Origin of the sequence: Actinophytocola sp. NPDC049390 (assembly GCF_044466355.1) — a bacterium.
Classification (GTDB): domain Bacteria; phylum Actinomycetota; class Actinomycetes; order Mycobacteriales; family Pseudonocardiaceae; genus Actinophytocola.
Window position 1 is genome coordinate 131,814 of the sequence record NZ_JBITMQ010000006.1, and the last position, 21,041, is coordinate 152,854.

Annotated in this window: 21 protein-coding genes; 12 read left to right on the top strand and 9 right to left on the bottom strand. The window is 70.8% G+C overall.

What is annotated here, in order from left to right:
- Positions 1 to 273 precede the first annotated feature (273 nt).
- Positions 274 to 711: an Lrp/AsnC family transcriptional regulator gene (locus ACIBVP_RS19170; RefSeq protein WP_396107736.1), complete on the bottom strand. Its 438-nt coding sequence runs from the start codon at positions 709 to 711 to the stop codon at positions 274 to 276.
- A 117-nt stretch (positions 712 to 828) separates the two neighbouring features.
- On the opposite strand from ACIBVP_RS19170, the gene ACIBVP_RS19175 reads away from it, so the two are divergent.
- From ACIBVP_RS19175 to ACIBVP_RS19200, 6 genes are read left to right on the top strand one after another with little or no spacing between them, the layout of a single operon-like run.
- Positions 829 to 2,043, top strand: a complete 1,215-nt coding sequence (locus tag ACIBVP_RS19175) for a spermidine/putrescine ABC transporter substrate-binding protein (protein ID WP_396107494.1) — start codon at positions 829 to 831, stop codon at positions 2,041 to 2,043.
- Positions 2,044 to 2,045: 2 nt separating this feature from the next.
- A complete protein-coding gene (locus tag ACIBVP_RS19180; protein ID WP_396107495.1) occupies positions 2,046 to 3,182 on the top strand; it encodes an ABC transporter ATP-binding protein in 1,137 nt (378 codons plus the stop codon).
- The gene (locus ACIBVP_RS19185; RefSeq protein WP_396107496.1) at positions 3,179 to 4,087 is read left to right on the top strand and encodes an ABC transporter permease; all 909 of its coding nucleotides are present in this window, start codon (positions 3,179 to 3,181) and stop codon (positions 4,085 to 4,087) included. Before ACIBVP_RS19180 ends, ACIBVP_RS19185 begins: the two co-directional genes overlap by 4 nt.
- The gene (locus ACIBVP_RS19190) at positions 4,088 to 4,888 is read left to right on the top strand and encodes an ABC transporter permease (RefSeq protein WP_396107497.1); all 801 of its coding nucleotides are present in this window, start codon (positions 4,088 to 4,090) and stop codon (positions 4,886 to 4,888) included. It abuts the gene before it with no gap.
- Entirely contained in the window at positions 4,885 to 6,084 is a 1,200-nt protein-coding gene (locus tag ACIBVP_RS19195) for a saccharopine dehydrogenase family protein (RefSeq protein WP_396107498.1), read from the top strand. Before ACIBVP_RS19190 ends, ACIBVP_RS19195 begins: the two co-directional genes overlap by 4 nt.
- On the top strand, positions 6,081 to 6,482 hold the full coding sequence (locus tag ACIBVP_RS19200) for a hypothetical protein (protein ID WP_396107499.1): 402 nt from the start codon (positions 6,081 to 6,083) through the stop codon (positions 6,480 to 6,482). Before ACIBVP_RS19195 ends, ACIBVP_RS19200 begins: the two co-directional genes overlap by 4 nt.
- 55 nt (positions 6,483 to 6,537) lie before the next feature.
- On the opposite strand, the gene ACIBVP_RS19205 is transcribed toward ACIBVP_RS19200, so the two are convergent.
- A complete protein-coding gene (locus ACIBVP_RS19205; protein WP_396107500.1) occupies positions 6,538 to 7,971 on the bottom strand; it encodes a gamma-aminobutyraldehyde dehydrogenase in 1,434 nt (477 codons plus the stop codon).
- A gap of 53 nt (positions 7,972 to 8,024) precedes the next feature.
- Entirely contained in the window at positions 8,025 to 8,984 is a 960-nt protein-coding gene (locus tag ACIBVP_RS19210; protein ID WP_396107501.1) for an aldo/keto reductase, read from the bottom strand.
- A 70-nt stretch (positions 8,985 to 9,054) separates the two neighbouring features.
- Between ACIBVP_RS19210 and ACIBVP_RS19215 the strand changes: the two genes are divergently transcribed.
- On the top strand, positions 9,055 to 9,816 hold the full coding sequence (locus tag ACIBVP_RS19215; RefSeq protein ID WP_396107502.1) for a helix-turn-helix domain-containing protein: 762 nt from the start codon (positions 9,055 to 9,057) through the stop codon (positions 9,814 to 9,816).
- Positions 9,817 to 10,455: 639 nt separating this feature from the next.
- Positions 10,456 to 11,304: a hypothetical protein gene (locus ACIBVP_RS19220; protein ID WP_396107503.1), complete on the top strand. Its 849-nt coding sequence runs from the start codon at positions 10,456 to 10,458 to the stop codon at positions 11,302 to 11,304.
- Positions 11,305 to 11,413: 109 nt separating this feature from the next.
- On the opposite strand, the gene ACIBVP_RS19225 is transcribed toward ACIBVP_RS19220, so the two are convergent.
- On the bottom strand, positions 11,414 to 12,682 hold the full coding sequence (locus ACIBVP_RS19225; protein WP_396107504.1) for a CHASE3 domain-containing protein: 1,269 nt from the start codon (positions 12,680 to 12,682) through the stop codon (positions 11,414 to 11,416).
- A 114-nt stretch (positions 12,683 to 12,796) separates the two neighbouring features.
- Between ACIBVP_RS19225 and ACIBVP_RS19230 the strand changes: the two genes are divergently transcribed.
- The 3 genes from ACIBVP_RS19230 (at position 12,797) to ACIBVP_RS19240 (ending at position 15,864) form a co-directional block, all read left to right on the top strand.
- Complete coding sequence (locus tag ACIBVP_RS19230) at positions 12,797 to 13,090, top strand: hypothetical protein (protein WP_396107505.1); 294 nt, start codon at positions 12,797 to 12,799, stop codon at positions 13,088 to 13,090.
- A 212-nt stretch (positions 13,091 to 13,302) separates the two neighbouring features.
- Positions 13,303 to 15,504: a protein translocase subunit SecD gene (gene secD, locus ACIBVP_RS19235; RefSeq protein WP_396107506.1), complete on the top strand. Its 2,202-nt coding sequence runs from the start codon at positions 13,303 to 13,305 to the stop codon at positions 15,502 to 15,504.
- 15 nt (positions 15,505 to 15,519) lie between these two features.
- A complete protein-coding gene (locus ACIBVP_RS19240; protein ID WP_396107507.1) occupies positions 15,520 to 15,864 on the top strand; it encodes a hypothetical protein in 345 nt (114 codons plus the stop codon).
- Between the two features lie 43 nt (positions 15,865 to 15,907).
- On the opposite strand, the gene ACIBVP_RS19245 is transcribed toward ACIBVP_RS19240, so the two are convergent.
- From ACIBVP_RS19245 to ACIBVP_RS19265, 5 genes are read right to left on the bottom strand one after another with little or no spacing between them, the layout of a single operon-like run.
- Positions 15,908 to 17,164, bottom strand: coding sequence for an NAD(P)/FAD-dependent oxidoreductase (locus ACIBVP_RS19245; RefSeq protein ID WP_396107508.1), 1,257 nt, complete (start codon positions 17,162 to 17,164; stop codon positions 15,908 to 15,910).
- Positions 17,165 to 17,383, bottom strand: coding sequence for a ferredoxin (locus tag ACIBVP_RS19250; RefSeq protein WP_396107509.1), 219 nt, complete (start codon positions 17,381 to 17,383; stop codon positions 17,165 to 17,167).
- Positions 17,380 to 17,949 (bottom strand): ferric reductase-like transmembrane domain-containing protein, encoded by a 570-nt coding sequence (locus tag ACIBVP_RS19255; RefSeq protein WP_396107510.1) that lies wholly within the window; start codon positions 17,947 to 17,949, stop codon positions 17,380 to 17,382. The genes ACIBVP_RS19250 and ACIBVP_RS19255 overlap by 4 nt, the downstream gene beginning before the upstream one ends.
- On the bottom strand, positions 17,943 to 19,328 hold the full coding sequence (locus ACIBVP_RS19260) for a DUF1996 domain-containing protein (RefSeq protein WP_396107511.1): 1,386 nt from the start codon (positions 19,326 to 19,328) through the stop codon (positions 17,943 to 17,945). Before ACIBVP_RS19260 ends, ACIBVP_RS19255 begins: the two co-directional genes overlap by 7 nt.
- A gap of 34 nt (positions 19,329 to 19,362) precedes the next feature.
- Positions 19,363 to 20,136: a DUF4142 domain-containing protein gene (locus tag ACIBVP_RS19265; RefSeq protein ID WP_396107512.1), complete on the bottom strand. Its 774-nt coding sequence runs from the start codon at positions 20,134 to 20,136 to the stop codon at positions 19,363 to 19,365.
- Between the two features lie 220 nt (positions 20,137 to 20,356).
- Here ACIBVP_RS19265 and ACIBVP_RS19270 point away from each other — a divergent pair, with 220 nt between their 5' ends.
- The gene (locus ACIBVP_RS19270) at positions 20,357 to 20,950 is read left to right on the top strand and encodes a sigma-70 family RNA polymerase sigma factor (RefSeq protein ID WP_396107513.1); all 594 of its coding nucleotides are present in this window, start codon (positions 20,357 to 20,359) and stop codon (positions 20,948 to 20,950) included.
- Positions 20,951 to 21,041: the final 91 nt, after the last annotated feature.

The window sequence follows — 21,041 nt, forward strand, 5'->3', positions numbered from 1 at the left end:
GCACCGGGTGCTTCGGGCAGGCCCCTTGACCCGGCGTGATCGGGCTTCGCCAGGTCGACGGGAGGGCAGGCAGGCTGTCTTTGTGGGCTGGCGCCCGGCTTGTGCACGGGGCTGGGGCCCGCTTCGCGGGCCTCGGGCGCTGCGCGCCCGGGACCGGTGCTGCTGCGAAGCGGGCCTGATCAGGCCGCGCTTGCCGCAGGTCCGGAACCACCACGTTGACCACCGGTGGATCCAGGCTCAACGTCACAAACGTGGCGTTCGTGGTGTTGGTGGTCAGGTTGTGCCCCATGAGTAGGTTTGTTTGCGGAGTTTCAGGTACATGAAGGCTTCCGTGCTGGCTACGCCTGGTACCGCGCGGATCTCTTTCAGGATTTCCAGTAGGTGGTCGTCGTTGCGGGCTACCACCTCGGCCAGTAGGTCGAAGGAGCCTGCCGTGATGACCACGTAGTCGACCGCCGGGATCTCGGCCAGGCGGTCGGCGGTTTCCTCCATGTCCGCGGACGTGCGGATGCCGACCATTGCCTGGCGGGGGAAGCCCAGTTGCAGTGGGTCGGTCACCGCCACTATCTGCATCACGCCCGCGTCCAGTAGGCGTTGCACGCGTTGTCGGACCGCTGCTTCGGAGAGTCCTACCGCGCGGCCGATCGTGGCGTACGGCCTGCGGCCGTCCTCCTGCAGCTGTTCGATGATCGCCTTGGAGACGTTGTCCAGATCCGCCATTCAGTCCCTCCTGATACAGCGAAGAGTCTTACGCAATTCGTCGCGAAACGCGAATGTGACAACGGAATCCCTTGTTCAGCGGCGTGTCGCGTGTCACTATCGGTCGCCATGCGAACCAGGGCGCCTACGTTGCTCTCCCCTCAGGCGGCGGCACTGCTGACGGGACGGGTTCGTACGTCCCGGCGGACCGTTCTGCGTGGTCTGGTGGCCGCCACCGCCCTGGCAGCCACCGGCTGTGGCATGCCCGGCACCCGCCAGGACCCCGCCGCCTGCCGCAGCGACGACCTGTCCGCGTCGGACAAGTCGCTCGTCATCTCCAACTGGCCCCTGTACATCGACGTCGCCGAGGACGACGAGTCGGTGCGGCCCACGTTGGACGCGTTCGCCGCGGAGTCGGGGATCCAGGTGACGTACCAGGAGGACGTCAACGACAACAACGAGTTCTTCGGCAAGGTACGCAACCAGCTCTCCACGTGCCAGTCGATCGACCGGGACATCATCGTCCTCACCGACTGGATGGCGGCGCGGCTGATCCGGCTCGGTTGGGTGCAGCCGCTCCGCAAGGACAAGCTCCCGAACGTCGAGGCGAACCTACTGCCTTCACTCCGCGGCCGCCCGTGGGACAAGGGCACCGAGTACGCCGTGCCCTGGCAGACCGGGCTCGCCGGCATCGCCTACAACGGCAACGTCACCCGCGAGGTGCGCACCATGGAGGAGTTGCTGACCCGGCCCGACCTCAAGGGCAAGGTCACGATGCTCTCCGAGATGCGGGACACCGTCGGGCTGATCCTGCTGGAGATGGGGCACGATCCGTCGGACTTCACCGAGGAGCAGTTCAACGAGGCGCTGAACAAGCTCCAGGCGGCCGTCGACGCCGGGCAGATCCGCCGCTTCACCGGCAACGACTACGCCCAGGACCTCGCGAAGGGCGACATCGCCGCGTGCGTCGGCTGGTCCGGGGACGTGATCCAGCTGAACTTCGAGGACGAGAACATCAAGTTCGTGACGCCCGAGGCCGGGGTGATGCTCTGGTCGGACAACATGCAGGTGCCCAACCGCGCCACGCACCAGGCCAACGCCGAGGCGCTCATGAACCACTACTACGAGCCCGAGGTCGCCGCCGAGCTGGCCGCGTACGTCAACTTCATCTGCCCGGTCCAGGGCGCACAGGACGCGATGGTCGCGATCGACCCCGAGCTCGCCGAGAACGAGCTGATCTTCCCCAGTGAGTCCACATTGGCCACCGCGAAGGTGTTCATGGCGTTGAACGAGGCGCAGGAACGGATCTTCGAGCAGGGCTTCCAGCAGGTGATCGGAGCGTAGACATGGCAGATGATCTCGTGTTGGAGAACGTCACCAAGACGTTCGCCGGTGTGACCGCCGTCGACGACCTTTCTCTCACCGTGCCACAGGGCAGCTTCTTCGCGCTCCTCGGTGCGTCCGGCTGCGGCAAGACCACGACGCTGCGCATGGTCGCGGGCCTGGAAGAGCTGACGACCGGCACGATCCGCCTCGGCGACCGGGAGATCACCGGTCTGCGGCCGTACAAACGGCCCGTCAACACGGTCTTCCAGAGCTACGCGCTCTTCCCGCACCTGACCGTCGAGGAGAACATCGCGTTCGGCCTGAAACAGCGCGGCGTCAAGGACACCAGGAGAAAAGTCGGCGAGATGCTGGAGCTGGTGCAGCTGCCCGCGTTCGGCAAACGCAAGCCCGCGCAGCTCTCCGGTGGCCAGCAACAGCGGATCGCGCTCGCCCGCGCCCTGGTCAACGAACCGCGGGTGCTGCTGCTCGACGAACCGCTCGGCGCGCTGGACCTCAAGCTGCGCAGGCAGATGCAGATCGAGCTGAAACGCATCCAGACCGAGGTCGGCACCACCTTCCTGCACGTCACCCACGACCAGGAAGAGGCCATGTGGATGGCCGACACGGTCGCGGTGATGACCGAGGGCCGCATCGCGCAGCTCGGGGCGCCGACCGACATCTACGAGTTCCCGTCGTCGCCGTTCGTCGCGAACTTCCTCGGGCAGTCCAACCTGTTCGCGGCCGAGGTGTCCGGCACCTCCGGCGACGACCTGCTGCTCACCGCCCACGGGGAACGGTTCGCGGCACCCACCGGCCGCGCCCGCGCCGCCGACGGGCGCGTGTGGCTCGGGGTGCGACCCGAGAAGGTGCGGCTCGCGCTGCCCGGCGAGGACGCCCCCACCGAGCACAACCAGATCCGCGGCGTGCTCACCGACACCTGCTACGCGGGTGTCTCCACCGAGTACCTCCTGAAAACCCCGTGGGGACAGGAGATGTCGGTGTTCTCCGCGAACGCGGCCGCGGGCGAGCCGCTCCAGCCGGGCACCGAGGTCGTCGCGCACTGGTACCCGCCGCACTCGTTCGTGCTCGACCGGCCGTCCGGCGAGGGCGACGAGATCACGCGGTACTCGGCCGACCCGCTCGGGGTGGCGCCGTGACCGCGTTCGTCGGCACCGCCGTCGGCACCGGTACGGAACCGCCGCCGCGGCCCGTCGCACACCGCCGCCGCTGGCTGCCGTACCTGTTGCTGCTGCCGGGCGGGCTGTGGCTGCTGCTGTTCTTCGTCGTGCCGTCCGTGCAGCTCGCGGGCACCAGCCTGTACGACCGGTCCGGCAGCCTCGAAACCGGCTACTCGCAGGCCTTCGCGTTCGGCAACTACCTCGACGCGGTCGGCGCGTACTGGCCGCACCTCGTCCGGTCGGCCGTGTACGCGGGGCTCGCGACGGTCATCTGCCTGGTGCTCGGCTACCCGCTCGCGTACTTCATCGCGCAGAAGTCGGGGCGGTGGCGCAACCTGCTGCTGGTGTGCGTGATCGCGCCGTTCTTCACCACGTTCCTGGTGCGCACGCTCGCGTGGAAGTCGATCCTGTCGGACAACGGCCCGGTCACCGGGTTCTTCCGGTCGCTGCCGTTCGTCGGCGACGACTTCCGGCTGCTCGCCACCCCGGTAGCGGTGGTGTGCGGGCTCGTCTACAACTTCCTGCCGTTCATGGTGCTGCCGCTGTACGCGACCCTGGAACGCCTGGACGGGCGGCTGCTGGAGGCGGCCGGTGACCTCTACGCCAAGCCCGCCGCCACGTTCCGCCGCGTGACGCTGCCGTTGTCGATGCCGGGCGTCATCGCTGGCACGCTGCTCACGTTCATCCCCGCGGCCGGTGACTACATCAACGCCGAACTGCTCGGCACGCCCAACGAGTACATGATCGGCAACGTGATCGACTCGGCGTTCCTGGTACGGCTGGACTACCCGCAGGCGGCGGCGCTGTCGTTCCTGCTGATGGCGACGATCCTGGTGATGGTGTTCGGCTACATCCGCGCCGCGGGGACGGACGAGGTGGTCTGAGTGCGGTTCTGGCGCTGGGTCGCGGACCACTGGGTCGCGGTGGTGGGCCTGCTCGTGCTGGCCTACCTGTTCCTGCCGATCGTCGTCGTGTTCCTGCTGTCGATCAACCGGGCGGAGAACCGGCTGTCGTACGACCTCTCTCCCGACTGGACACTCGAGTACTGGCTGAACCCGTTCGGTGCGGCCGGGATCGGGGCCGCGTTGCGGGTGAGCGTGGGCATCGCGCTGGTGGCGACCCTGGTGGCGACGGTGCTCGGCACGTTGATGGCGTTCGCCTTGGCACGGCACCGGTTCCGCGGTCGCTCAACCACGAACGTGCTGATCTTCCTGCCGATGGCCACCCCCGAGGTGGTGATGGGCTCGTCGCTGCTGGCCCTGTTCGTGACGCTGCGGGTGCCACTCGGCTTCTGGACCGTCGTGGTCGCCCACATCCTGTTCTGCCTGTCGTTCGTCGTCGTCACGGTGAAGGCACGCCTGGCCGGGCTCGACCCCCGGCTGCAGGAGGCGGCGATGGACCTGTACGCCAGCGAGTGGCAGACGTTCCGCCGCGTCACGCTCCCGCTGGTGCTGCCTGGCGTCGCGGCCGCGGCCATGTTGTCGTTGTCGCTGTCGTTCGACGACTTCATCGTCACGAACTTCAACTCCGGCACCACGGTCACGTTCCCGATGTACGTGTGGGGCGCGGCGCAGCGCGGGATTCCCCGCCAGGTCAACGTGATCGGCACGGCGGTGTTCGTGCTGGCGTTCGTGCTCGTCGTCATCGTGCAGCTGCGGGCCAGACGGAAGGCCCGGTACGCATGAGGGTCCTGCAGGTCGGCGCGGGTGCGGTCGGCGCGGCGGCCGTCTCGATCGCGGCCAGGCGCACGTTCTTCGAGTCCTACGTGGTCGCCGACTACTCGGCCGGCCGCGCGGACGCCTGCGTGGCCGACGACCGGTTCTCGTCGGCGACGGTGGACGCGTCGTCGCCGGCCGCGGTCGCGGACCTGTGCCGCGCACGCGGGATCACGCACGTGTTGAACGCGGTGGACCCCAGGTTCGTCATGCCGGTCTTCGAGGGCGCGCTGGACGCGGGCGCCGACTACCTCGACATGGCGATGTCACTGTCCACACCGGACCCGGCGGCACCGTACTCGCGCACCGGCGTGAAACTGGGCGACGACCAGTTCGCGCTGGCGTCCACGTGGACCGACCGCGGCCGCCTCGCGCTGATCGGCATCGGCGTGGAGCCGGGCCTGTCGGACGTGTTCGCGAGGTACGCGGCGGACCACCTGTTCTCGGCGATCGAGGAGATCGGCGTCCGCGACGGCGCGAACCTGGTGGTCGACGGCCACGCGTTCGCCCCGACGTTCTCCATCTGGACCACCATCGAGGAATGCCTGAACCCGCCGGTGGTCTGGGAGCGGGACCGCGGCTGGTACACGACGGAGCCCTTCTCCGAGCCGGAGGTCTTCGACTTCCCGGAGGGCATCGGCCCGGTCGAGTGCGTGAACGTGGAGCACGAGGAGGTGCTGCTCATCCCGCGCTGGGTGTCGGCGGATCGGGTGACCTTCAAGTACGGCCTTGGCGACGAGTTCATCGAGGTGCTGCGCACACTGCACAAGCTCGGCCTCTCGTCGGTGGACCCGGTGCGGGTGGGCGAGGTCTCGGTGGCACCCCGGGACCTCGTGGCGGCCTGCCTGCCCGACCCCGCCGGTCTCGGCCCCCGCATGCGCGGGAAGACGTGCGCGGGCACGTGGGTGCGCGGCGTCGACGCGGCGGGTGCGGCGAAGGAGGTCTACCTGTACCACGTGGTGGACAACGAGTGGTCGATGCGCGAGTACGGCCACCAGGCGGTCGCGTGGCAGACCGCGATCAACCCGGTGGTGGCGTTGGAGCTGCTGGCGACGGGCGCGTGGACCGGCACGGGCGTCCTGGGTCCGGAGGCCTTCGACGCGGTCCCGTTCCTGGACCTGCTGACCGAGTACGGCTCGCCGTGGGGGATGCGTGGCCGACCGTGACACCGGACGCCGCCCGCGAACTGCTGCTGTTCCACAGCGGCGCGCATCCCGATGTCCACGATCCTCGCTGGAAGCAAGGGTTTCTCGGCATGCTCCGCCCGTACCGGGGTTTGCATGAGGAGAATTTCCATTCCGTGATGGCTTGCCTGCGGGCCCTCGCGGACGATCTGCAAGGCGACGTCGTCGACCGCGGGGCGGTCGGAGCCCTCTGGGGAATCTGTCACTTCGGTCGGGCGTGGGGAACATGGCCAGGAGGCATGCTGCGCGGCAACAACCTCATTACCGACGAAGACGTCTCCCGACTGGAGAGCTGGATCGAACAGATCTCCTACTCCACCTTCTGCGTCCTCGACGGTGCGATCGACGAGGCATTCGACGGCTACGACCGAGGCGTCTGACCCGTATGTCGCTTCGCGGGCCGACGCTTCCGGTCCGATGGCCAGGGCGTAGTGGCTAGCCGATGTTGTGCATCACGTGCTTCACCCGCGTGTAGTCCTCGAAGCCGTACATCGACAGGTCCTTGCCGTAGCCGGAGTGCTTGAACCCGCCGTGCGGCATCTCCGAGATGAACGGGATGTGCGTGTTCACCCACACGCACCCGAAGTCGAGCGCAGCCGTCATGCGCATCGCGCGGCTGTGGTTCTTCGTCCACACCGACGCGGCGAGTCCGTACTCGACGCCGTTCGCCCACGCGACGGCTTCCTCCTCCGCGGTGAACCGCTGCACGGTGATCACCGGGCCGAAGACCTCGTCCTGGATGATCTCGTCGTCCTGCCGCAACCCGGAAACCACGGTGGGGGAGTAGAAGAACCCGCGCTCGCCGACCTGCGTGCCGCCCGTCTCGAGCGACGCGTGCGACGGCAGCCGGGTGACGAACCCGCTCACCCGTTCCAGCTGCCGCGCGTTGTTCAACGGCCCGTACAACACGTCCGGGTCCGACGGCGGGCCGGTCCGGGTGGCACGCGCCTGCGCCGTCAGCTCCGCCACCAGCTCGTCGTGCACGCCGGGCCCTGCCAGCACACGTGTCGCCGCCGTGCAGTCCTGGCCCGCGTTGAAGTACCCGCCGACCGCGATCGCCTCCGCGGCCGCCGCGAGGTCGGCGTCGTCGAACACCACCACCGGGGCCTTGCCGCCCAGTTCCAGGTGCACGCGCTTGAGGTCCGCCGCCGCGGCCTGCGCCACCTCGCGGCCCGCGCGCACCGAACCGGTGATCGACACCAGCGCCGGTGTCGGGTGCGCCACCAGCGCACGGCCCGTGTCCCGGTCGCCGCACAGCACGTTGAACACGCCCGGCGGGAAGAACTCCGCTGCGATCTCCGCCATCAGCAGCGTCGACGACGGTGTCGTGTCGGACGGCTTCAGCACGACCGTGTTGCCTGCCGCCAGCGCTGGCGCGATCTTCCACACCGCCATCATCAGCGGGTAGTTCCACGGCGTGACCTGCGCGCACACCCCGATCGGCTCGCGGCGCACGTAGCTGGTGTGGTCCGCCATGTACTCGCCGGCCGACCTGCCCTCCAGCACCCGTGCCGCGCCCGCGAAGAACCGGAAGTGGTCGACCGCGGGCGGCATCTCCTCCTCGGCCGTCAGCTGCCTCGGCTTGCCCGTGTTCTGGCACTCCGCGTCGAGCAGGTCCTCCGTCCGTGCCTCGAGCGCGTCCGCGAACTTCAGCATCGCGAGCTGGCGTTCCCTCGGCGTGGTCGTGCGCCAGCCGTCGAACGCCTTCGCCGCCGCCCGCATCGCCTGTTCGACGTCGGCCGCGCCGGACCGGGGTGCGGAGGCGAACACCGCACCGGTGCTCGGGTCGACGACATCGGTGTACTCGCCGTCGACGGGGTCGGTCCAGGTGCCGTCGACGAAGTTCCGCAGAACACGCTTCTCGGTCATGTCTGCCATCTTCGCGACTGAATCCGCAGCAGACAAGTCGTTCGACGACTGTTTCAGCGGCCATTGACCCGCGTCGCCGCGTCCCCGAACGCGAACGACGACGGCTCGCACTCGGCGATGAAGTCCGCCGGGAAGCCTCGTTCGAACTCGACCGCCGACTCCAGCGTGGCGACGGCCTCGGCGGGCAGGACGAGGTCGAGTCCACGGAGGTTCTCCGCCAGCTGCTCGGCGCGGCTCACGCCCACCAGCGGCAGCACGGCGGGCGACGTGGCCCGCAGCCACGCGAGCGCGACCTGTGCCGGTGTGGCACCGAGCTCGTCGGCCACCTTGCGCACGGCGGTCGCGGCGGCCTGGTCTCGCGGGGTCAGCTCGCGGACCCGGGTGGTCCCGCCGGACAGCGCGCCGGCCGCGAGCGGTGCCCATGCCGCCACGCTCATCCCCAGCGCCTCCGCCATCGGCAGCAGCTCCCGCTCGATGTCGCGCCGCAGCAGGTTGTACGGCACCTGCAGGCCCGAGAACGGGGTCCAGCCGCGCCACTCCGCGAGTGTGTTCGCCCGTGCGGCGAACCACGCGGGCGCGTCGGAGATCCCCACGTAGAGGACCTTGCCCGCCCGCACCACGTCGTCGAGCGCACGCATGGTCTCCTCGACCGGGGTGTGCCGGTCCCACAGGTGCACCCACAGGATGTCGACGTAGTCCGTCCGCAGCCTGCGCAGGCTCCGCTCCAGTGACAGCACGAGGTTCTTGCGGTGGTTGCCCGCCGCGTTGGGGTCGGCGGGGTCGCGGGAGAGCGTGTACTTGGTGCCGATGACGAACCGGTCCCGGCGTTCGACGACCGCGCCGAGCACCTCCTCGCTCTCGCCGTAGGCGGACGCGGTGTCGAGGACGTTGCCGCCCGCGTCGGCGTACACGTCGAGGACGCGCCGGGCCTCCCGCTCGTCGCGCAGTGTCATGGTGCCGAGGAGGATCTCCGAGACGCGCAGGCCGGTCCGGCCGAACAGTCGATAACGCATGACCGACACCCTGACCTGCCCCGTCCGCGCGGAGGGAGACCGTGGCAGGGCCCCTCTACACTCGGCAATCATGGCCGAGAACGCACTGGGACGGTTTCTGCGTGCCCGGCGAGAAGCGACCACACCGGCGTCTGTAGGGCTGCCCACCGGGCCCCGGCGCCGCACTCCTGGGCTGCGGCGTGGGGAACTGGCGGAACGCGCCGGTATCAGCGTCGAGTACCTGACGCGTCTGGAGCGCGGCAGCGACCGGTACCCGTCCGGACAGGTCCTCGGTTCGCTCGCCGACGCGCTGGTCCTCGCCGCGGACGAACGCGTGCACCTTTACCGCCTCATCAAGGCGGACAGCGGCGCGCAGTGCCAGCAGGCGAGCACTCCACCCGTGCTGCGACCCACTGTCCGGGCACTGCTGGACCGGCTGGGTGCGACTCCCGCCTACGTTGCCGACCCGGCCGGTGACGTCCTCGCCTGTTCGGACGGCTTCCGTGCCCTCGCCGGACCGCTCGGCCTGCTCGACGAGGAGCGGCCCAACCTCGCGCGGTACGTGTTCGCCGACGCCCGCGCGCGGACCGCGTTCCCCGACTGGCCCGAGATCGCCGACCGCCACGCGGCCGCCGTCCGCGCCGCCGCGGACCTCGGCGACCTCGCGGCGGGCGCGCTCGCGGTCGAGCTGTCGATCACGGCGGGCACCGAGTTCGCCGACCGCTACGAGTCGGCGTCGGCACTGCCACCGCAGACCGGCGTCGAACGGTGGGGCACGCGACGGCTGGCCTACGAGACCCTCGCGCTGCCGGGTGAGGACGAGCACCGCGTGGTGGTTCTACTCCCGGCTTGACCTGCGGAAACAACGTTGTCGGTCGGCTCGGTTACGCTCGTCGCACGTTCGTTCCCACGGGAAGGGGAATGCCGGTAGATTCGAACACATGAACGAATGCAACTGGATATGCCGATGATGGATCGTCGGTTCTGGCGGGTGCGGCGGCTCCCGCGCAAGGGCACGGCGGTGGCGTCACTGGCGTCGCTGACGGTGGTGGCAGCCGGTGTGGCCGCACCGGTCGTCGGCGCGCCGGGGGCTGCCATGGGGTCGGTCACGGAACGGGGTCTGGGGTCGGTCATGGCGTCGGCCGCGGGCCCGGCCGGACGGTCGGATTCGGGTTCGGCTGGGGAGCCCGCTTCGGATTCGGTCGGGCGGTCGGAGTCGGGTCCGGTCGGCTGGCCCGAGTCGGGTTCGCACGGTTGGCCGGGATCAGGTTCGGCTGGGGAACCGATGTCGAGGTCGGCCTCGGGTTCGGCTGCGGATTTGGCCTCGGGTCCGGTCGGCTGGCCGTGGTTGGGTCCGGTCGGTTGGCCGGGTCCGGCCTGGGAACCGGGCACGGGACCGGACGGGGAGCCGTCGTCCGGGTCGGCCAGGGGACCGGGGCCGGCGCACGGGTCCGGGCAGGGCACGTGCGAATGGGCACCGGACGTGCTTCCGTTGCCGGACGGTGCTTTCCACGGTCGCGTGACGGCGGGCGCGGGCGAGTGGCTGGCCGGTGTCGTGGGCGCCGACGGCGCGAACCAGGCGGTGCGGTGGCGCGACGGTGCGGTCGAGCCGCTGGGCGCGGCGTTCGGTCTGCACACGGCGGTCGCCGCGGTCAACGGCGACGGCGTGGTGGTCGGCACCGTGACGGGCCCGGACCGGGCGCAGCACGCGTTCCGGTACCGCGACGGGCACTTCGAACGGCTGCCGGAGTCGGGCGGTTCGTCGACGGCGCTGGACGTCAACGCGCGCGGGGACGTCGTCGGTCACGACGGCAGCAGGCTGGTCGTGTGGCCGACGACGGGACCACCGCGGGTGCTCGCCATGCCACCGGGAGAGGCCCCGTACGGCCGGGCGGCGGTGGACGACGACGGCGTGGTGGCGGCACGCACCGGGTACGTCGCGGACGGCGCGCTGCGCTGGCACGGCTACACGTGGACCCCGGACGGCACGCGGGTTCCGCTGGCCGTGGGCGACGTGCAGGACCTGTGGCGAGGCCAGGTCGTCGGCGGGCTTGGCGAGCCGCACGGCGTGACCATGGCCGCGGTCTGGCGCCCGGGCGGCGAGCCACGTACCTTGCCGGGCGGCACGACGGCCGTGGCGGCGAACGACGACGGCGTCGTGGTCGGTGCGGGCGGCAACGGCCAACCACTGCTGTGGGACGGCGTGCTGCCGACCCCGCTGCCCCCACCGGCGCGGCACGTGCCGGGCGCGGTCACCGCGCTGAACGAGCACGAGGCGGGTGGCTTCGCCGTCCCGGACGACGGCGAGGGCGCGGTCCCGCTGCGGTGGGTCTGTCGTTGACCGTGCCCGGCCGGCCGCACCCGGCCGGGACGGCCTGCGGCGGCGACCTGCCCCCACGGGCACGACGCTGGAGTCCGTGGATGCAGGGCGGCGGACGCCTGACCGGTGGTCAGTGTTCGGTCGACCACTCGATCGTCGCGTGGCCGGGTTCGAAGGTGATCCTCGCCGAGTGGTCGGCGGCGGCTTCCTTCAACAACGCCGGGTCGTGCGGTGCCGGGCCGGTCACGGTGACGGTCAGGCTGGCGTCCGTCGTCGTGATCGTGATCGTCGTGGTCGCCGCGTAGACCGGGAGCACGTCGCTCAGGAAGGTCTCCAACGCCATCGGCGCGGCGGTGTCCGCCGGGCCGGTCACCACCGGCGGCTCCGGCAGTGCCGGCTCGACCGCCGCCAGCACGTCCGCGATCGAGCGGTCGCCGTCGAACACCCGGGAACGCAGCTCGTGCAGCACCCGGTCGACGTCCGCCGTCACCGCGCGCAGGGCGGGGGCCGCCGACGGGTGGCGTGCCGCCGTCGACTGGAGGGACAGGCTGATGCCGAACAGGTCGCGGATGGTCGTCGCGCCGAGGTCCTGCGCGATGCGGTCGGCCTCGTGCAGGCGTGCGATCTGCTCCGAGGAACGTGCGACCCGCGCGCTCTCCCGCAGCACGCGCTGCCGCATCGACTCGACGGCCTGGCCGACCATGATCACCTCGGCGGGCCCGGTCGCCGACACCGGCCGGGACAGGTCGCCCGCCGCGACGGCGCGGACGTTCGAGACGAGGTCGTTCACCGGGCGGACGAGCGAACGGCGCACGAGCGCGATCATCAGGCCGCCGATCACCAGCGCCATCCCGGCGCACAACGTGGTCACCAGGTTCGCCAGTGACTGGGCGTCCGTCCACGTCCGGACCACCACGGCCGTGCGCCGGTCGATGTGCTCCTGCAACGACGTGAGCAGGCCGCGCAGCCCGTCGAAGCGGGCCTTGTCCGCCACGCTGACGGTGGCCGCGCCGCGCAGGGCGGGCGCGGCGACGGTGCGTTCCCACTCGGCCGCGGCGCGGTTCACCGACGCCAGGAGCCGGGCGCCGGCCGGGTCGTTCGTCATGAGGGAGCGCAACCGGTCGACCGCGGTCGCCGCCGTGGCGCGGCCGTCGTCGTAGGGCTGCCGCAGCCCGGCGCCGCCGAGCTGGAAACCACGCACACCCGTCTCCATGTCGACGTAGGCCTTCGCGAGCGCGGCGGCCGACGACTGCGCGGGGCGCAGCGTGCCGCGGATCTCCCCGCTCAGGTCCGCGACGCGCTGGCGGGTCGTGGTCGTCGCCGCGACGGCGATCAGCACGAGCAGCACCAGGCCCCCCACGAGTACGTAGAGGCGCCATCGGAGCGTGCTCGGGCGCATGGATCGATCGTAGTTGCCGTGCGGGACCGCACAACCGTTGCGCGACAAGGGAAACAAACGACAACTCCCACTGGTGGGAAAACCCCGGACCGAACATCGGCTACGGTGGCTGGCATGAACCGGCGCGCGGTGGTCACTGGACTGCTCATCGCGCTGCTCGCCGTCTTCGCCACAGCCACCTCGGCGCACCACGAACCGGGCACGCTGGCACCGCACACGGTCGCGACGACGGCCGCGCCGACACTACCGGCTCCGCTCACCACACCGGAACTGCCCCTGGCGGGCGCGGAAACCGCGGAACCCCCGCCGCTCGCACCGCGACAGGCCCCCGTCGCCGCCGAGCCGGAACCCCTCCCACGAGCCGACCGCCGCCCCGCGACGGACCGCGCACCACCGGCACGAGCCTGACCCCAGGCCCCTCACAACCGCCGAAACCCGGCAGGACCAGCACAAACGCGAATTCTGCCCGCTCCCCAGTACGTCACCGAACCCCCACCCGATCCCGGGGGCCACCCGCCATGCCAGTCTACCGGTGGGGGCCGACAGTGCGGGGGTTCGGCGGGGTTCCTGTGGACAACCGACCCGGTTGTGGACAACTCCCTCGTGCGAAGGAAACCTCCATGTCACGCCACATTCCGTGGCGGGGGCGCGCGCTGCTGTCGTTCGCCGTGCTCGCCGCCGCCGTCTACCTCGTCCTCACCGCAACGCCCCGGCTCGGGCTCGACCTGCGTGGCGGTACCCAGCTCGTCCTCGAAACCCACGACTCGCCGACCGTCGTCGCCGACGCCGAGAGCACCGACCGGACGCTGGAGATCCTGCGCCGCCGCGTCGACGCGCTCGGCGTCGCCGAACCGAACCTCCACCGCAGCGGCGAACGGCGCATCGTCGTCGAACTGCCCGACGTGCGGGACCCGGCGGAGGCCGCCGAGGTCATCGGGCGGACCGCCGCGCTCACCTTCCACCCCGTCGTCCTCGACGGGGGCACCGCGCTGACCGCGGAGGGCGGCGAACCCATCCGGGTGGGGCCCGCCGCCCTCGACGGCAGCGGGGTCGCCAACGCCAGGTCCGGTCGCGACCCCAACGGGGTCGGGCGCGTCGTGTCGGTCGAGTTCCAGGACGGCGGCGGCCGGGCCTGGGAGAAGCTCACCGCCGAGGCCGCCTGCGCGCCGGTCGGTGACCCGCGCCGCCGCGTCGCGATCGTGCTCGACGACGAGGTGATCTCCTCGCCGCAGGTCGATCCGTCCATCGCGTGCGGGGTCGGCATGCTCGGCGGCGCCACGGACATCACCGGCCGGTTCACACAGGCCGAGGCCACCGACCTCGCGTTGCTGATCAACGCGGGCGCGCTGCCGGTGCCCGTCGAGATCGTCGAGCAGCGGACCGTCGGGCCGACGCTCGGGGCCGAGGCCATCGACGTCAGCGCCCGCGCCGCGGTCATCGGGCTCGCGCTCGTGTCCCTGTTCCTGATCGCGGTCTACCGGCTCGCGGGCCTCGTCGCCGTGTTCGCGCTGGCCGGGTACACGGCCGTGTCCTACGCGGCACTGGTCGCGATCGGCGCCACCCTCACCCTCCCGGGCCTCGCCGGGTTCGTGCTCGCGATCGGCATGGCCGTCGACGCGACCGTGCTCGCCTACGAACGCGCCCGCGAGGAGTACAAGGGGAACCTGCCCAGGGCGGCGGATCGGGGGTTCCGCGGCGCGCTGTCCGCGGTCGTCGACTCCAACGTCACCACGCTCCTCGCCGCGGGACTGCTGTTCTGGCTCGCGTCCGGGCCGGTGCGCGGGTTCGGCGTGACCCTCACGATCGGCGTGCTCGCCTCGATGTTCACCTCGCTCGTGCTCACCCGCGTGCTCGCCCACCTCGCCATGACCCGCGCGGCACCGAGGCTGAGCGGGCTCGCGCACGAAGGCCGTGTGCGGCGGTGGATCCGCGGCAGGGACACCGGTTTCCTCGCCGACCCGAAGCGGTGGCTCGTCGGCGCGGGCGCCGCGGTGCTGGTCGCGCTCGCCGGGCTCGTGTTCGTCGGGCCGCGGCTGGGTGTCGAGTTCACCGGCGGCCGGTTGTTCGAGTACACGACCGAGGCGAGCGTCGAGCAGGTGCGGGACGCGGTGGCCGCCGCCGGGTTCGCCGACGCCGTGGTGCAGGAGTCCGGCGACGGGGTGTCCGTGCGCACCGAGCCGCTCGACGAGGCGGGCGCGGACCGGGTCGCCGGAGCCGTCGCGTCGCTCGGGCCCGCCGACGAGGTGCGGGACGAGAAGGTCGGTCCGAGCCTCGGTGCGGAACTGCGGGACAAGGCGCTGCTCGCGTTGGGTCTCGCGGTCGCCGCACAGCTCGTCTACCTGGCCATCCGCTTCGACTGGCGGCTCGGCCTCGCGACCGTGCTGGCGCTCGCGCAGGACGTCCTGCTGCTGCTCGGGATCTTCGCGTGGTTCGGCAAGACGATGGACGGCGTGTTCCTCGCCGCGCTGCTGACCGTCATCGGCTACTCGGTCAACGACACCGTCGTCGTGTTCGACCGGGTCCGGGAGCTGCGCGGGCGGCGGCCGTTCGCGCACGTGGTCGGCGACGCGGTCCTGCAGACGCTGCCGCGCACCGTCAACACCGGCATCGGTGTGCTGTTCGTGCTGGGCGCGCTGCTGGTGCTCGGCGACGGGTCACTGTCCGACTTCGCGCTCGCCTTGCTGCTGGGTCTGGTGATCGGCACGTTCTCGACGATCGTCACGGCGGGCCCGGTCGCGATCCTGCTCGACCGCAGGTGGCCGGGTGCGGGCAGGCGTGCGCCGGTGCGCAGGGAACGGGAGGGAAGCGGTGCCGTGGTGTGAGGCGATAATGGCCGCGTGAGTTTCGACCTCGCGGCGCTCGCCGCGCCGGCCGACGCGGCGGCCGTGCGTGAGATGTACGCCTCCTGCACCCGCGACGACCATGCCGAAGCCGACTTCGACGTGCGGATCGCGCGTTTCCACGAGGCACTGGCGGGGATCTTCCCCGACCACGCGCCCGCGCCCGACTCCCCGTGGGCGACGACCCCGCTGTCCCTGGGCGCGGACCACGTCCTGATGCGACTGCGCATGGGCCCGGTCGGCGAGCAGGCGATCGAGAAGATCATCGCGCTCGCCGACCACCACGGCCTCGCGCTGTACGACCCGCAGTCGGACGAGACGTACCTCCCGCGCCGCCGCTGACCCGAAGGACCCCTTCGGTGCGGGCGGCCTCGGGCGGTTCGCTTCAGTTCATGCGTACGCCGGGCAGTGTCCGGGGTGCCGGGGTGCGGGACCGTGGGCGGTGGGAAAGGCGCAGGCGCATGGCCTTCGTCGTCTGTTCGTCGAGTTCCTTCGTCCACTTGAGCATCGCGGGTGGGGTGTCCCAGCCGATGATGCCGACCAGGCTGCCGTTGGTGACGTAGCCGGTCACCCGCCTGCCGACCATGGCGGGGCTGGCGAGCTGGATGCGGTCCTTCGCGAGCGCGGGCGTCCCGGCACCCTGGATCCGCATCCCGTGCTGCTCGGTCCAGAACCGGGGGAGCGGCGTGTACGGCTTCGCGCTCTCCTGGCCCGCGAGCAGGTTCGCGGCCGCGGCACGGCCCATCTCCACCGCGTTCAGCCAGTGCTCGACGCGGCGGGGTGCGCTGTCGAAGCGCAGGTTGGGCCACCGGGCCGCGTCGCCCGCCACGACGACGTCCCGCACACCGATGGCGTGGCACGTCGGCCCGCACATCACCCCGTCGTCGATGATCATGCCGGAGCCGCGCAGCCACGACACCGCGGGCACGCTGCCCACCGCGAGCACGACACAGCCCGCGAACACCACCTGGCCGGTGGTCAGGTGCATCGCGATGCCGTCCGGCTGCGGCACCCAGTGGTGCACGGCCGCGTTCGTGACCACCTGCACGCCGTTGGCCTCGTGCAGCGCCTGGACCGTCGAGCTGAAGTCCTCGCCGGGCACGTGTCGCAGCAGCGACGACCCACGCACGACGATCGTCGCGTCACGGCCGATCGAGCGGGCCGCCGACGCCACCTCGCACGCGACGAAACCGCCGCCGATCACGGCGACCGGGCCGCGGGAGCGGGTCATGGTCTTCTGCAGCGCCACGGCGTCGGCGACGGTCCGCAGCACGTGCACGCGCGGGTCGTGGCGCGGGGCGCCGGGCAGGTGCCGGGCCTGCGCGCCGGTCGCGACGATCAACCCGTCGTAGCGGATCTCCTCGCCGCCCGGCAGGTGCAGCAGGTGTTCGTCCGGTTCGAGGTGCGACGCGCGGGTGTTGTACCGCCACACCGCGTCCAGCGTGGTGAGCACCGGCAGGCGCAGGTCGCGGGGGCGCATCCGGCCGGTCAGCAGCGGCTTGATCAGACCCGGCCGGTGATAGGGGCGGTACGGCTCCTCGCCGACGATGACGAGTTCGCCGTCGTAGTTCAGCTCCCGCAACCGTTCGGCGGCCCGCAGTCCCGCCGGGCCGGCGCCGACGATGACGATTCGCTCGGCCATCTACCGCCTCTCTTCCAACGCGATCGCGAGGGTCGGGCAGCTGCGCACCGCCGCCTTCGCGACGGCGACCGCGTCCGCGGGAACGGAACGCTGGTAGCGCAGCCCGCCGTTGGGGGTCAGCTGGAACAGCGACGCCGCCTCGTCGGCGCAGATGCCGAAGCGGCGGCAGCGGTCGGAGTCCACGCTGATCCGGTGGCGGGACTTCTTCTTGTTCGTCATGGCCCGTCCTCCGCGAGTCCGGCGGCTTCCAGGGTCTTCGCGGGCACGAGCCGCAACAGGATCACCGTCACCGCGGGCACCAGCAGCGTGAGGCCGCCCAGGTAGACGGCCGACAGGGTGCCGCGCGCGAGCGCCTGGAAGAACGCGTGCAGCACCCCGAGCACGAACGCCGGGTAGGCGAGGCGGTGCAGCCACAGCCACCGCCAGTAGCTCGTCCAGCGCTTGAGCCCCACCGCGACCGCGGCCGTCAGCATGCCCTCGAACGCGAGGATCCCGAACGTGTCGCGCAGCGCGCCGCGGAACGGGATCAGCAGGTCGGCCACCGGGGCCGGGGTCGACAGCAGCAGGAACGACACCCCGTGGACGAACGCGAACGACAGCGTGATCGTCGCGAACACCTGGTGGGACGCACGCAGGGCGTGCCGTCCCGTGAGCCGGTCGAACCAGCCCGTCGAGACCAGCACGCCCCACGTGAGGGTCAGGCACATGAGGGCGTACGCGAGCCGTGCCGACAGCACGGACAGCTCGCGTACGCCGTCATCCGCGTTCGCGGCGAGAACTAGCATCGCCGTCCGGTGTTGATGCAGCGCACGACCCGGTTCATGAGGTCCTCACCCATCACGTTGACGAAGTCGTTGTGGTCGGTGAGCGGGTTGTGCTTCTCGTCCGGGAACGCGTCCAGCGCGAACACCTTGCCCCTCGGGATGTCGTACTTCAGCGTGATCCGCAGCTGCGGCATCGGCTGGAAGCCCTCGGGGCAGCGGCCGACCCGGTTCGCGAACGCGAGGTGCGTGCGGTGGTTGGCGCTGTCGGTCTCGCCGTTGGTGCAGCCGGGGAAGTCCGCGATGCGGACGGTCTGGCTGCCGCGCGGGCACAGCGGGTACTTCGTGGTGATCCGGTTCTCGAACCCGGTGCACGTCCACTTCGCGTTGGCGTTGGCCCCGCCGTTGGTCGACGACTTCGCGTCACCGGTGAGGATCCGGAGGAACTGCGGCGCGGGGGTCACCTTCTGGGTCGGGTTGCCGCGGAACTGGATCTTCACCGACGCCGGGAGGAGCGGGTCGCCCACGTTGTGCGCGTTCAACGGGTCCACGGCGGTCGAGCCCGCGTTGCGGACGCGGATGATCGGCCAGAAGTACGCCGACTTGTCACCGTTGGTGCAGGTGGTGCCGCCCGCGGCGAGGCTCTCGTTGTCGGAGAACCCGTCGGTGGTCAGGTTGCCGACGTAGTCGTGGGTGTGCTGGGCGCCGTTGACGTTGCCCGGTGCGGCGATCATGTTCGCCGAGTTGTTGTGGCCGTTCTCGTTGCGGCCGCAGTCGACCGTGAACGTGCCGGACGAACCGCCGCGGCGGACCCTCGGCTGCGAGTTCAGGTTCGACGGCCGCACCTTGCGGATGTCGATGAAGTCCTGCGGGAACGGGCCGAGCGGGTCCTGGCAGTTCTCGCCGCCGAACTTGCGCATGGTGCCGTCGCGGGGAGCCGCGGGGGCCTGCTCAGGTGGGCGCGGACCGCCGTAGTCCGGAGGCGTGCGGTCCCCGCGGTCGCCGTTGAGCGAGACCAGCTGGTCACCGCCGAAGCCCATCGGGTCCTCGGGCGCCGAGGTGTCGGTCGCGGTGTCCGTGGCCGTGTCCATCGGAGGTTCGGTTGCGGTGTCCGTTGCCGTGTCGGTGGCGGTCTCGGTGGCGGTCTCGGTCGGCTCGGTCTCCGGCGGTGCCGTGTCGGACGACGGCGGTGGCTCGGTGGTCGTCGAGCTGGGGGGTGCGCTGGCCGTCGGGGGCGGTGGCAGACACGCTTGGCTCGCGTTGGCGGCCCGTCGCTGGTCCTGGTCGGCCAGGGCGCTGCCGTAGATGCCGATGCCGACCATGGCACCGAACACCGTCACGGCGGCGGTACCCGCGACGACCAGGCGTTTCCGGTTGTAGCGCGGGTTCTTGTGTCGACCCATCGTTGGTATGCCTCATTTCGTGTGTGCTCGGGACTCAACGCGAGCGCGCGAATCGCACCAGGCCGACGGTCAGGCCGGCCTCCGCCATGCAGACCAGGGCGATCAGCCATCCGTTGATCCCCGCGTCCGCGGTGCTCGTGCTCGCGACAGGCGTCACCTCGGGTGTCGAGGTCGCCGGTCCCAGTGCCGGTTGGGTGGTCGACGCGTCGCGCACCGGCTCAGGTGGCGCGCCGTCGGAGACCAGCCCGGTGTTGTCCAGGTCGGTCATGTGCCCGTCGACCACGTCGTTGACCAGTGAGGCGAACGCGCGCACCCCGTCGTCCCAGCTCCCGGCCCTGGCGTGCGCCGCGACGAGGAACACCTCGCCGAGCGCGCCGCGCAACCGGTTCACGAACGCGAGCTCGTAGTCCGCGCCGGACAACCCGTCGAGCTGGTCCAGCCAGCCCTGCTGCCGCGCGTTCGCCTGGTCGGGCAAGGTCAGCTCGAGACGGGTCGCCAGCGCCCCGGCCTCGTCGTCGAGCGTCTCCAGGTCGTCGGCCAGCCCCCGGCCGATGTCCCTCAGTTCCGCGTTGTCCGCCTGTTCCTGTGCCTGCCGCCCCGCCGGTATCGCCAGCAGGCTCGTCTGCCGCACGCTGATCAGGAACGCCTCGTCGGTCACGGGTCCGGTGGTGGCCTCCTCGTCGTCGTCCGGCTGCGCGGCGGGGGATGCGCCGCCGGCCGACGACGGGAGGCTGGACGCGGCGGAGGTGCCCACCCCGAGGGCCGCACAGGCCAACGGGATGAGCAGCACCAGCAGCGTCACCGCCACGACACGACCGAGCCGCCCTCCCTCCATAGTGGACTCAGGCGCCGCTCGCGGTGGTTCGGCGATCGAGAGGGGCGATCCCCGTGACCCCGGCGAGCCGGTCGCATCGGGTGCTCATGAGTTTTCCTTTCTGCGCAAGGACTTCTCGGGTCACCAGCACGTGCGGTCACCAGCAAATACGGACACGCGAGAATCACGGTTCAATCACAGCGGGGAAACAAGTGTGACCTGGGTCACTTCACTTCTGGTGCCCGATGGGGCAAAGATGTCCGCCGTGAGCCGGCGTCCAAGATTGGAAGTCGTCGGTGCGGACGACGTCTCGGACAGACACGAGGCGTTGGTCAAAATGCTCTACCGAGAGTTCGGCGGAGCGTTGTTCGGTCACGTACTGTACCTGACCGGCAACGACAGGCAATGGGCCGAAGACGTAGTGCAAGAGACCCTGGTCCGCGCCTGGCGCAACGCGGATCGATTGGACCGCGAGTCCATCGGCGTACGCGCGTGGCTGTACACGGTGGCGCGCAACCTGGTGATCGACGGCAGACGCAGTTCGAGCGTGCGTCCGCACGAGGTCGATCCCACGCCGCTGGAGACCATGACCATCCCTGATGATTCGGAGAACTCCTTGTCCGCCATGGTGATCGCCGACGCGTTGCAGGCCTTGAGCCCCAAGCATCGCGAGGCACTTGCCGAGACCTACCTGCGGGACCGCACCATCGAGGAGGCGGCCAAAGTGCTTGGCGTGCCTCAGGGGACGGTGAAGTCCCGCGTCTACTACGCGCTGAGAGCGTTGCGGCACGCCCTCGAGAAGGAATGACTCGCAGACAAACCCGAACAGCCCATGACGAATAGCCCATTCGGCGCCGCGGAGCCAGCACGCCGAATGGGCTATTCCTTTGGGTAACACT